Origin of the sequence: Avibacterium sp. 20-132 (assembly GCF_023611925.1) — a bacterium.
In the GTDB taxonomy this organism is placed as follows: Bacteria; Pseudomonadota; Gammaproteobacteria; order Enterobacterales; family Pasteurellaceae; genus Avibacterium.
In genome coordinates this window covers 573,915-586,578 of sequence record NZ_CP091456.1, presented here as the reverse complement: position 1 = coordinate 586,578, position 12,664 = coordinate 573,915, and the positions used below count along the sequence as shown (strand labels likewise).

At 40.6% G+C, this 12,664-nt stretch carries 11 protein-coding genes; 2 read left to right on the top strand and 9 right to left on the bottom strand.

Annotation, left to right across the window (positions count from 1 at the left end):
* Window positions 1–9 precede the first annotated feature (9 nt).
* The 7 genes from L4F93_RS02680 to rapA all read right to left on the bottom strand — a co-directional run bounded on the left by L4F93_RS02680 (window position 10) and on the right by rapA (window position 7,708).
* A complete protein-coding gene (locus L4F93_RS02680; RefSeq protein WP_268738993.1) occupies window positions 10–693 on the bottom strand; it encodes an amino acid ABC transporter permease in 684 nt (227 codons plus the stop codon).
* 22 nt (window positions 694–715) lie between these two features.
* On the bottom strand, window positions 716–1,498 hold the full coding sequence (locus tag L4F93_RS02675) for an amino acid ABC transporter substrate-binding protein (RefSeq protein ID WP_250351004.1): 783 nt from the start codon (window positions 1,496–1,498) through the stop codon (window positions 716–718).
* Between the two features lie 185 nt (window positions 1,499–1,683).
* Complete coding sequence (hemN, locus tag L4F93_RS02670) at window positions 1,684–3,051, bottom strand: oxygen-independent coproporphyrinogen III oxidase (protein WP_250351003.1); 1,368 nt, start codon at window positions 3,049–3,051, stop codon at window positions 1,684–1,686.
* 10 nt (window positions 3,052–3,061) lie between these two features.
* Entirely contained in the window at window positions 3,062–3,496 is a 435-nt protein-coding gene (locus tag L4F93_RS02665) for a DUF2489 domain-containing protein (RefSeq protein WP_250351002.1), read from the bottom strand.
* 3 nt (window positions 3,497–3,499) lie between these two features.
* Complete coding sequence (gene yihI, locus L4F93_RS02660) at window positions 3,500–4,066, bottom strand: Der GTPase-activating protein YihI (RefSeq protein ID WP_250351001.1); 567 nt, start codon at window positions 4,064–4,066, stop codon at window positions 3,500–3,502.
* A gap of 88 nt (window positions 4,067–4,154) precedes the next feature.
* Window positions 4,155–4,814 (bottom strand): bifunctional tRNA pseudouridine(32) synthase/23S rRNA pseudouridine(746) synthase RluA, encoded by a 660-nt coding sequence (rluA, locus tag L4F93_RS02655; RefSeq protein WP_250351000.1) that lies wholly within the window; start codon window positions 4,812–4,814, stop codon window positions 4,155–4,157.
* The gene (rapA, locus tag L4F93_RS02650) at window positions 4,814–7,708 is read right to left on the bottom strand and encodes an RNA polymerase-associated protein RapA (RefSeq protein ID WP_250350999.1); all 2,895 of its coding nucleotides are present in this window, start codon (window positions 7,706–7,708) and stop codon (window positions 4,814–4,816) included. The genes rluA and rapA overlap by 1 nt, the downstream gene beginning before the upstream one ends.
* 248 nt (window positions 7,709–7,956) lie before the next feature.
* Between rapA and pnuC the strand changes: the two genes are divergently transcribed.
* Window positions 7,957–8,637 carry a nicotinamide riboside transporter PnuC gene (gene pnuC / locus L4F93_RS02645; RefSeq protein ID WP_250350998.1) on the top strand — a complete coding sequence of 227 codons (681 nt, stop codon included), beginning with the start codon at window positions 7,957–7,959 and terminating at the stop codon, window positions 8,635–8,637.
* 71 nt (window positions 8,638–8,708) lie between these two features.
* On the opposite strand, the gene L4F93_RS02640 is transcribed toward pnuC, so the two are convergent.
* Together L4F93_RS02640 and L4F93_RS02635 are read right to left on the bottom strand one after the other, a co-directional pair.
* The gene (locus L4F93_RS02640) at window positions 8,709–9,845 is read right to left on the bottom strand and encodes a Gfo/Idh/MocA family protein (RefSeq protein ID WP_250350997.1); all 1,137 of its coding nucleotides are present in this window, start codon (window positions 9,843–9,845) and stop codon (window positions 8,709–8,711) included.
* A 62-nt stretch (window positions 9,846–9,907) separates the two neighbouring features.
* Window positions 9,908–11,416, bottom strand: a complete 1,509-nt coding sequence (locus L4F93_RS02635; protein ID WP_250350996.1) for a CoA-acylating methylmalonate-semialdehyde dehydrogenase — start codon at window positions 11,414–11,416, stop codon at window positions 9,908–9,910.
* A gap of 242 nt (window positions 11,417–11,658) precedes the next feature.
* Here L4F93_RS02635 and iolB point away from each other — a divergent pair, with 242 nt between their 5' ends.
* Window positions 11,659–12,492 carry a 5-deoxy-glucuronate isomerase gene (gene iolB / locus L4F93_RS02630; protein WP_250350995.1) on the top strand — a complete coding sequence of 278 codons (834 nt, stop codon included), beginning with the start codon at window positions 11,659–11,661 and terminating at the stop codon, window positions 12,490–12,492.
* Window positions 12,493–12,664: the final 172 nt, after the last annotated feature.

The window sequence follows — 12,664 nt, the reverse complement described above, 5'->3', positions numbered from 1 at the left end:
TGCCTTCCCCTATCTTGCCACATAGCGATCTAAACGTTTTTCTACCCGCGCTTGAATGATGAACAGCACAAAACAGAAACACCAATATACCAACCCTGCCTCAATATACACCGGTAAGAAATCGTAAGAGGAATTAGCGATTTGCTGAGCTACACGGAACATTTCTGTTACAGTAACAACCGAAGCAAGCGATGTATCTTTAAACAAGCCAATAAAACTGTTACTCAACGGCGGAACGGCAACACGAAACGCTTGTGGTGCAATAATTCGACGGAAAGTCTGCATATAGGTCATACCAATAGTATAGCCTGCTTCCCATTGTCCTTTCGGCACGGATTGAATTGCTGCACGCACAGTTTCTGAACCATAAGCGCCCACATTAAGGGAAAACCCAATAATTGCCGCGGGAATCGGATCGATAAACACTCCCAATGCAGGTAAGCCATAAAATACGACTGAAATTTGCACCAACATTGGCGTACCGCGAATAATTGAAATATACACTTTGGCAATGGCGAGTAGAATACGATGTAAACACCCATTAACCGGTGTTACTCGTAGCAATGCCACGCCAATTGCAATGATCATTCCCAAAAAGAAAGAAACGACAGCAAGCGGTATTGAAACCAATACCGCTGCTTTAACCATTGGGAGAAACCCATTTATCACCAGCTCAGCACGCGCATCGGTCATAAAGGGTAAGGAAGCTAAGAAATTATTTAACACTGATATCCTTTCCAAAGAATTGTTCACCTAATTTTTTCAATGTGCCGTCATTGCGTAACTCAACAATTGCGGCATTGATTTTATCTAGGGCATCATTATTGCCTTTATTAGCCACAAACCCAGCACCCACTTTATCTTCTGATTCCCAGAATGGTTTTAAACCTGAATTTGGATTTTTCTTTAAATAATCCAATAGGGCTAAGGAATCATTAAAGGTAACATCTGCGCGTTTTTGCTGAATTAATAATAGTCCTTGTGCCATACCATCAATAGGTACAATTTGCGCACCATATTTCACCGCTAGCTCACCATAGTTTGAGCTAAGTGTTTGTGCCGCTTTTAAGCCTTTTACATCTTCAACTTTTTGAAGACGATTTTCATCTTGACGCGCTAATAGCATCGCCCCAGACCAGCTATAAGGTTCTGATTTATCAAAGGTTGCCTGACGTTCTGGTGTGGTTAATGCTACTTGGTTTGCCACTAAATCAAAGCGTCCACCTTTTAGGCCTGCAAGCATTGCGTCCCATTGGGTTTCTTTAAATTCTACGGTTACCCCCAATTTTTCTGCCACAGCACGGGTAACTTCCACATCATAGCCGGTTAATTTTCCGCTCGCATCGTGATAAGTGAAAGGGGCATAAGTGCCTTCTGTACCAACCGTAATGGTTCCTTTATTATTGATACGTTCAATCAAACTTTCTGCTGCAACAGCTTGAGTTGCCGTTGTGATAGCGAAAAGTGCGGTAGAAAAAAAGGCTAATTTTTTCAACATAATAGTCTCCTTTGAGTAGATTTCGTTAAGTGCTAGGCATTGTAAAAGAAACCGCGTGATTTACAAATAACTTAAAGGAATATGTTATAAAAAAGTTAAATATACTGAATTTCTTTAACTCGCTTCGTACTTCTAAGCTCACAGTTTACCCGCTCAATGCAATCGCTTTGAGCGGATCATTGAGATTAAATAATTCGTGAGAACTGCTGACGTCTGGCTTGTTGTCGTGAATAGGTATCAAAACATAAGCAAATATTGCGGATGAGCAAATGTCCCACTGGTGAAACCTGTAAGCCTTGATTGCCTATTTCAATGAGTCCATCTTCCGCCAGAGGGGCAAGCAATTCCAGATCTTCTGCAAAATGAGTTTTGAAATCAATGCCATATTGCTGTTCAAAAGGGGCATAATCCAGTTTGAAATTACAAATAAGTTGTTTGATCACATCACGGCGTAAGCAATCTTCTTGGCTCATAACAAAGCCTTTGTGAAGTGCGGTGCTTTTTTGTTCAATATCTGCGTAATAGTGTTTTAGCTCTTTTTGGTTTTGTGCATAAGTATCACCCAGCAAGCTAATTGCAGAAACGCCAAGCCCAAGCAAATCACATTCTTCTTGTGTGGTGTAACCTTGGAAATTTCGGTGTAGCACGCCATTTTGTTGGGCAATCGCTAGCTCATCATCCGGTTTGGCAAAATGATCCATTCCAATAAAGCGGTAACCCGCCTGACCTAAGGTTTCAATGGTCTTTTGCAAAATAGTGAGTTTGGTCTCTGGTGCAGGTAGTTGATCCTCTTTGATTTTTGCCTGCCCCGCAAAGCGACTTGGTAAGTGCGCATAGTTAAACACGCTCAAACGATCGGGATTCAGTTCGATCACTTTTTGCAAGGTAAACATAAAACTTTCAACGTTTTGCAATGGCAGGCCATAAATCAAATCTAGATTGGTGGACTGAAAGCCTAAAGTGCGTGCGCGTTCTAACAAAGCGTGAATAAAGTCTTCATCTTGCTCACGGTTTACTGCTTTTTGCACTGCTTTATTGAAATCCTGTACACCCATACTAATTCGGTTAAAACCGATTTTGCGTAAGTGATCAAGGGTTTCCAATTCAATTTTGCGTGGATCCATTTCGATACTAATTTCTGCGTTATCACAAATCTCGAAATGCTCTCGCAACATTGCCATTAAACGGCTGGATTGTTGCTCAGTGAGATAGGTTGGTGTGCCACCACCCCAATGGACTTGGGTAACCTTGCGGTTGCGAAAAAGTGCGGCACGATTTTTAATTTCTTTTTCTAAATAATCGAGATAAATATCCGCTTTGTGCTGATGACGCGTAATGATTTTGTTACAAGCACAGAAATAGCATAATTTATGGCAAAACGGGATATGCACATAAAGGGAAAGCGGACGATCTGGGTAACGCCCTGCTGCCGCTTGAAAATCCTGTTCATTATAATGTTCATTAAATTCTAGCGCCGTTGGGTAAGAGGTGTAACGTGGCCCAGAATAGTTATATTTTTGAATTAACGCGGAATCCCACATAGTTCCAGACATTAATTTCCCCCTAAATATTTTCAATATCAAGCAATAATTGATTTAATTCCAACAAAATTTTTGGCTCTAACTTTGCCTCAGCACTTTCACGTGTGAGATCTAAACGCATACGCTCGTTCTTTTTTAACGCTTTCCGTGCTTGATGCGTTGGCATTTCCTTCACCACCTCATAAAGTTCTGCCATAGCAGGGTAAGCGGTGATTTTTAGCCCCAAAGGATCGAGTAACATTTTTAGCCGAATCGCCCCTTCAGACAAATTGCAATCACCATTTTGCATTGCCCGAGCGATAATCTCAATACTCTCTTTGAGGCGTTTTACACGAGCCAAACGCGCATTCTCTAACTGCTGTTTTTGTTGCTTTAAGGCACGCAACAATTTCACCGCATAAGCGGTTAATCCCACAATAATCAAAAGCCCGAGGGCAACTAAAAGGTAAATCCACATAAATTATTTAAACTGATTAATATCAATGGTTTCAAAAGTGCGGTATAAATTTTCCGCATTTTCTTCATCGTCGCGGATGCCAAGTTGATCCATAAGCTGTGCAATGCGATCTAAACATTCATCCACAAAGGCCTGATCTTGACGGCTTAAGGTTTTACCTGCTTCAAGCTCATCTAATAAGTCATTCAAGCATTCATTATTTTCAAGCTGTTCAAGTTCCACCATTGGATCAAGGGCTTTCTGTTTTTCTACCGCAACGGGCGGAATGGTCATCCCTTTTTCAGGTTTATTGACGAACTCTACCACGAGTGGAATTTTCTTGCGGCTGCCTACACGAGGATCTAACTTCACTTGTTGTTGCAAGGCGTTATTTTCTTCTTGGCGGCTATGGCGAGAACCTGCGGCTAAGCCTTTATGTTTTTTCTTTCTTTTTTCCTCACGCGCTTTGGCATCTAATTCATAACGTGTTAGTTTGCGTCCACGTCCAGTTGGGACGTTTTGTGTTGGTTTATCCGCCTTGCGTGTTGGCATAATATCCGTAATACGGCGTGTTTTCTTTTGACGGGACATAATTTATCTCAAATAAAAATGAATAAGGGAGAATTGTAGCATTAAATCACCAATTCTCCGCATTATTTCTGTGATTGGTCATAATCAATTAAAATGGTACTTCTGCGGTAAAATTCATTATTTCGCCCGTTAAAGGATGGCGAATCTGTAAAGATTGCGCGTGCAAGCATAAACGTGGCGACATTGCTTTCGCTTGTGGATGCGCATAAAATTTATCACCTAAAATGGGATGACCAAGAGCGAGCATATGTAACCTTAATTGGTGCGAACGCCCTGTAATGGGGGTAAGTTGCACCCTTGTACTGTTATTGGGTAAGCGTGCTAAAACCTCAAAATTTGTTACCGCACTTTTACCTAGCTCAAAACAAATCTTCTGTCTTGGACGATTTTCCCAATCGCAAATCAGTGGCAAATTCACCGTGCCACTTTCCTGCTGTAAATGTCCCCATACTAAGGCTTGGTAAGATTTCTTCGGCTCACGCTCACGAAACTGGCGTTTGAGTTCTTTGTCCGCAAGTTTACTCATCGCAAACAACAAAATCCCACTGGTTGCCATATCAAGACGATGCGCTGGCTCGCAAAAACCATATTTTTCTTTCACTCGCGACATTGCACTGTCGTAATATTGCGGTTGATTTCCCGGTACGGAAAGCAAACCGCTCGGCTTATTGAGCAATAAAATATGGTTATCGTGATAAATCACCTCTAACCAAGGTTCACGTGGGGGACGGTAGTCAATTAATGCCATTATTTACTCTTATTACTGATAATCACACGCAGGCTATCCAAGCGCCAAGTTGCTTTTTGCAAATACTGCACAATTTGCTCTCGCTCTGCGCTGAGTGCGTCAATTTCATTTTGGCGAATCGTTTTATTCACTTGCTTTAACGCTTGCAAACGGGTTAATTCGCTATCCAAACGTTGTGTGGCTTTCTGCTCAGCTTGCTGAATAAATTCCTCAGCTTGTTGAGCCATTTTCCGATCGCCTGCTTTCAATAATTGTTCAATATTGGCGCGCAACATTTTGATCACCTTGCTCGCCATTTGTTTTGCCATAGGTTTAAGTTGTTTTTGTAACAACTCAAAGCCCACTTTTTCCGCGAGATTATTTCCTTTACCATCAATTAATAAGCGTACTGGCGTTGGTGGCAAGAAACGTGTGAGCTGTAATCCTCTTGGGGCTTGTGCTTCCACAATATAGATAAGTTCCAACCACATCGATCCCACTGGCAATTCATTATTGATGAACAATGATACGGCAGTTTTACCAATCTCGCCATCAGTAATCAAATCTATGCCATTGCGAATCATCGGGTGATCCCACGTGAGAAATTCAACCTCTTCGCGTGCTACTGCTAAATGACGATCAAAGGTAATAGTTACCCCCTCTTCTTTTAAGCCCGGAAAATCTGGTACGAGCATTGTGCCTGTTGGATGAATGACAATGCTTTTTTCACCTAAATCTTCCTGTTCCACGCCAATAATATCGAACAAATTCAAGGTGAAATTAATTAATTCGCTTGATCCATCTTGCGCGCCAATGGCATCTGCCAAGGCTTGGGCGTGTTCGCCCCCATTAGAGTTGATTTCCAATAGGCGATCGCGTCCTTGATCAAGCTGGCCTTTCAGTGCATCACGTTCAAGGCGAGTTTGTGCAATAAATTCATCAAAGTCCGTATTTTGTTCATTATGCTGTAAAAAATCTTGTAATTTTACACCGCACTTTTCAAATAACGTTGCCCCCATTGGGCAGGTTTCTTCAAACGCATTTAGCCCTTGATGATACCATTTCGCCAGTAGAACCTGTGGGCTATCGGCAAAACAAGGCGCATAAATCTCAATGTCTTGAGTTTGTCCGATACGATCTAAGCGTCCAATGCACTGTTCCAATAAATCAGGATTATCCGGCAAATTAAACAGCACGAGATGATGGGCAAACTGGAAATTTCGCCCTTCTGATCCAATGCTGGAAGTCAGCAACACTTGCGCTCCTTCTTCTTGCTGAGCAAAATAGGCGGCAGCTTTATCCCGTTCCACAATCGACATATTTTGATGAAATACCGCACTGCGAATTGCCTCTTTTTCGCGTAATGCTTTTTCTAACTGAATAGCTGTATTGGCTTGATGACAAATCACCAACACTTTTTCTTCACGATAAGATTGTAAAAAATCAATCAACCATTCCACACGAGGATCAAAATCCCACCACGCGGCATCTGGATTCATTTTTTGGAAGATCTGCTCAGGATAAAATAAATCACTGGTTTTTACCTCACCTAGCATTTTCAACACACCAATCGCATTACGATATTGTTTTGGCATTGGCAAGGTGATTTCGTGATAATGACGCAATGGGAAGCCTTTCACCCCTTGACGCGTATTACGAAATAACACACGGCTTGTACCGTGGCGATCGAGTAAATTTTCTATCAGCGTTTGGCGTGCTTGCCCTTTTTTCTCGCAATGTTGAAGATCTGCCAATAACGGGTCTATATCCTGATCGGAAAGCAATTCGGCTAAATGTTTTTCTTCTTGCGTGCTTAATGGCTGTTCACTCAGTAATCCTTTCACCGCTTCAGCCACCGGTTGATAACGCTGTTGTTCTTGCACAAAGGCGTCATAATCATAAAAGCGATCAGAATCGAGCAGTTTTAAGCGTGCAAAATGACTTGCTTGCCCTAGCTGTTCAGGCGTTGCGGTCAGCAATAACACGGCTGGAATATGGTTTGCCAGCTGTTCCACCATTTGATACGCCAAACTAGGTGCGTGTTCCGACCATTCAAGATGATGGGCTTCATCCACAATGAGCAAATCAAATTCTGCCTTCACAAGCTGCTCAGCACGTCTGGGCTTTTGAATGAGCCAATCTAGCGCACAAATAATCAAGGATTCTGTTTTAAACGGATTGGCGGCCACACCACCGTCAAGCCCATCAAAATCCGCACAACGTTCTTCATCAAAAAGTGAAAAATGTAAGTTAAAACGGCGTAGCATTTCTACTAGCCATTGATGTTGCAAGGTTTCTGGCACAATGATAAGTACTCTTTCTGCTCTTTCCGCAAAAAGTTGCTGTTGTAAAATCATTCCTGCTTCAATGGTTTTCCCTAACCCCACTTCATCAGCAAGTAATACGCGTGGCGCAATACGTTGCCCGACTTCTTGCGCAATATGAAGTTGATGTGGAATTAATCCACCACGAATCCCTCGCAAACCACGCAATGGCGATTGATATTGTGCTTGACGTTGTTGCAAGGCACGATAACGCAACACAAAATGCGAAACACGATCAATCTGCCCAGCAAATAAACGTTCTTGAGGCTTGCTAAAGGTAATTTGCGCACTGAGATCAGCTTCTTGCAATAGCGTTTCTTGCCCGTCTTCTTTTTGTACCAAATAAAATGCCAGTCCATTATGATCTAACACTTCAAGTACTTTTCCCTGCCAACCCTCTTTATGGCGAATTTCATCGCCTACGCTAAAAACCACTCGTACTAATGGGGCATTATCTAAGGCATAAATGCGAATTTCTTCGGCAGCAGGAAAATTGACCGTTACGGTACGATGATTAACTTCTGCAACCACCCCCAAGCCCAGATCATTTTCACTTTCACTAATCCAACGCTGACCAACTACAAAGGACATAAAATTTTCTCTTATTATTACTCTTACTTAATTGCTAACGTTTTATAGGTAAAGCATTTCGCGAATACTCAACCATCAAAAAGGGCGGCTATTTTAACGATCTTGCCACAAAAAAGAAATGAAAATATATACAACAAAAATGTGATTAAAATCACGTAAAGTAAATAAAAATGTAGCTTATCCTTGACTTTTAAAAAGTGCGGTGTAAAAATCGCAAGGTTTTTATTTCACTTATTGAGGATAATACAATGCGCTTATCTCAGACGCTTAAAAATGAATTTTTTGGTGGCTGGAAACCCTTTGAAGTTGTCTGGCTTTTCTTGTTTATTGCGGCACAGGTTTATGCCTATGTGCAATCCCCCGTTTCGTGGTTAGAAGCGCTCGCGGGTATTTCAGGGATTTTATGCGTGGTCTTTGTTGGGAAAGGGAAAATCAGTAACTATTTCTTCGGTTTGATTTTTGCTTATAGCTATTTCTATGTGTCTTTAGACAATAAGTTTTATGGCGAAATGACCACCACGCTTTATGTTTATATCCCTGCGCAATTTATCGGTTATTTCTTATGGAAAGAAAATATGCGTAATAACGCAGAACAAAGTGAAACGGTAATTGCTAAATTTCTCACCTTAAAAGGCTGGACAACCCTCATCACCCTTGTGGTACTAGGTTCTGCTACCTTTATTAGTATTTTAAAAACCACTGATGGTAATTCAGTTGGCTTAGATGGTGTTACCACGGTACTTGTTATTGCCGCACAATTATTGATGATTTTGCGTTATAGCGAACAGTGGATTTTATGGATTATTATCAACATTCTGTCTGTCATACTATGGGCAGAAACCCCCGCTATGTATTTAATGTACGGTGCTTACTTGCTTAATTCATTATACGGCTATTACAACTGGTCGAAACTTGCAAAAAATGCCTAAAAAAGACCGCACTTAACTTAAAAACGAAAAACTTGGCATAATAGCCAAGTTTTTTTATGTATTTAAGATGGTTAGGCAATTTCTTCTACATTAACCCAACGTTTTTCACGATAAGACACTGCTATTGCATCAAGAACACGAGAAACCTTAAAGCCTTCTTCAAAATCAGGATACATTGGCTTATTATTTGCTATACCATTGATAAGATCTCGAATTTCCACTGTTTTTTGATCATTAAAACCAATACCATGCCCAGCACTTACACAGAAATGCTTATAATCAGGGTGAAGTGGGCCGGTAAGTAAAGTTTTAAAACCTTGTCGTGCTGGATCATCTGAGTGAAGATATAATTTTAGTTCAGCCATTCTTTCTTGCGTGTAGCTGATAGTCCCCTTAGTTCCGGTTATAACATAACTTAGTCCCATTTTACGTCCACAAGCAATGCGAGAAGTTTCAATCGTTCCCATACAACCGTTAGCAAAACGTACGATTGCTGCCGCTTGATCTTCATTTTCTACTGGAAGCTGTTCATTCAAATTTTGTGGATTTGGACGCATTTTGATTACAGTATCCATATCTCCAACTACACGTTGAATTTGGCTACCTACAAGATACTGTGACATTTGTATAATATGTGCCGCGAGATCACCTAGCGCACCCAGTCCTGCTTTTTCTCGAATACAATGCCAATCTCTTGGTGTATTGGGATCGGCGAGATAATCTTCATTATGTGTTCCATAAAAATGAATAATGTCCCCAATTTCTCCTCGCGCTATGATTTCTTTCGCAAGCTGAGTGGTTGGATTCTTAATATAATTAAATCCTACAAGGGTTTTTACCCCTGCTTTTTTTGCAGCTTGATACATTAATTTGGCATCTTCCGCAGTTAACGCAAGAGGTTTTTCTGAATAAATATGTTTACCTTGCTCAATTGCTGCTAAGGCAATTTCTTTATGTAGAAAGTTGGGGGTACAAATATCTACCACATCAATATCAGGATCTTGTACCACATCACGCCAATTTCCTGTAGATCGTTTAAAGCCAAAGGCTTTGGCTTTTTCGGCGGCTAACTCAGGCGTTATTTCAGCTAGATAATCACATTCTAACTCGGCATCTAGCGGGAAAACCGTTGGCGCTTGCGCATAAGCAATCGCATGACAACGCCCAATATATCCTGTACCAATTAATCCAATTCTTACTTTTTTCATTTCTTTTTCCTTATGCAAGAAAAAAAGAGATTTCCATCACAGAAATCTCTTTTATGTTTTTATTATAAGGTTGGCATACTAAATGCTGCTTGAGAGTCCATATTTTGTTCTGGCCAACGTGTCGTCACAGTTTTCATCTTAGTATAGAAACGCACGCCATCTGGACCATATACATTTAATGCGCCAAAAGCTGAACCTTTCCAACCACCAAAACAATGGAACGCCATCGGAACTGGAATTGGGATATTCACTCCAATCATTCCAGCTTGAACACGATATGAGAATTCTCGAGCCGCTGCACCGCTATTGGTGAAAATAGCAGCGCCATTACCAAACTGGTGATCATTGATTAAACGCATTGCATCTTCAAAGTTTTTCGCTCGAACAATACCTAGCACAGGGCCAAAAATTTCTTCTTTGTAAATAACCATATTCTCAGTAACGTGATCGAATAATGTACCTCCAATAAAGAAACCATCTTCATAACCTGCTGGTTTTTTATTACGTCCATCTACGACTAAAGTAGCACCTTCTTCCACACCTTTATCAATGTATTTCGTTACATTGTTGAGATGTTGCTGTGTAATAAGGGGGCCAAAATCCATTTCTTTTTCGCCCTCTGTTGGAATACCTGGTCCATAGCGTAAGGCTTCTACTTTTGGTTTGAGTGCTGCCACTAATTTATCCGCAGTGTCATCGTCAATGGTTACTGCAATTGGTAGTGCCATACAGCGTTCACCAGCCGCACCAAAAGCGGCGCCTAGTAAGGCATCTGCAGTAGCATTAATATCCACATCAGGCATCACTAAACCGTGATTTTTCGCAGCGCCAAGTGCTTGTACACGTTTACCGTGTTCAGAACCCACTTTATGGACATATTCTGCCGCTGTTGTCGAGCCAACAAAACTCACTGCTTTAACACGTGGATCTCGCAATAAAATTTCATTATCGTGGCGATCCCCGTGAACGACATTAAACACACCATCTGGTAAACCTGCTTCTTTTAATAATTCAGCAAGACGAATAGAAAGTGAAGGATCAGTTTTTGCAGGTTTCAAAATAAAGGTATTACCACAAGCTAATGCCACGGGAAACATCCACATTGGCACCATTGCAGGAAAGTTAAATGGGGTAATACCAATACAAACGCCTAAAGGTTGCATTGTGGAATGAATATCAATACCTCGTCCTGCTTGCTCTGAAAACTCACCTTTTAGTAAATGTGGGATACCACAGGCAAATTCGACGACTTCTAAACCACGAGTTAATTCACCACAAGAATCAGAATAAACTTTACCATGCTCTTCAGTAATTAAACGAGCTAGAGAATCCCAATCACGCTGTAATAGTTCTTTAAACTTAAATAACACTCTCGCTCGACGTAGTGGCGAAGTCGCTGCCCATTCAGGGAAAGCTTTTTGTGCCACCTCAACAGCCTCCAATACTTCTGCTTCCGTACTCATATGCACTTGTCGAATTTGTTTTCCTGTTGCAGGGTTAAAAATTGGCCATACTTTTTCGCCCTTACTTTCAACCTGTTTTCCATTAATAAAGTTTAAAACGGTTTCCATTCTTTGCTCCTTAATCTAAAAGTGAAATGAATGATTCATCTGATTATGCTTGGCACAAAGTCAAGTGAGAATTAGATTAGAATAATGAAACAAATTTTTCAATTCATCTTGCGTAAAAATGAAATAATTATTTCATTTTTGTGATCTACGTTGGATATTTGACAATTTTTTCTAACAGTATTTCACCATCTGATCTATGATTTGGGCAAAATCTACCTAATAGTCTAAGATGAGAGGTTAATATGAGCTATCTATTATCAAAATCAGCCAAACAAAATCCTGCGCCTAATGGTCTAGTACAAAAAATAACACCTAAGAGTGCTAATTGGGAATATGTTGGGTTTGAATGTTATCACCTGCAATCTAATCAAAGTTTGAGCTTTGATACAGAAAATACTGAAGTATGTTTTGTAGTTTTAGCGGGGAAATGCACGATTTCGACAGCGGGACAAGTCTTTAAACATATTGGTAAGCGCCAATCCCCTTTCGAGCGTATTCCACCTTATTCTCTTTATGTCCCTCATCATCATCAAGTTGAAATCGAAGCTGAAAGTTATTTAGAATTAGCCGTTTGCCGCGCACCAAGTGAAGGTAATTTATCTGTACGTTTAATCACACCTGAAGATGTTGGTGTTGAGCAACGAGGATTTGGTAATAATAAACGCCTTGTGCATAATATTCTGCCAGAAACGGAATCCGCTGATGCCTTATTAGTTGTAGAAGTATTTACCGACGAAGGAAACACGAGTTCATTTCCGAGCCATAAACACGATCAAAAAGATAGTGAAGCTGAAACTTACCTAGAAGAAACCTATTACCACCGTTTTGAACCAGCTCAAGGATTTTGTTTGCAACGAGTTTATACTGATGATCGTAGCTTAGATGAATGTATGGCTGTTTATGATGGCGATGTTGTGCAAGTTCCAAAAGGTTATCATCCTGTTGCGACCATTGCGGGTTATAACAATTATTATCTCAATGTTATGGCAGGCCCTGTTCGTAAATGGCGGTTTACTTGGGAAACAGATCACCAATGGATCAATAGCCAGGAATATGCAGATAAATTTTCTAAATAGAAAAGATATCTTCTTGAAACTAAGTGTAGTGTAAATTTGGGAAGCAGATCAAAATTCACCATTTTTACACCGCACTTTTGTTTAGCTCTATTTTTAACACCTCTTTATCCCTATTAAATCAATAAAAATTATCGTTTAGCCAAATTTGCCTCAATACTGCTATGATTTGGGG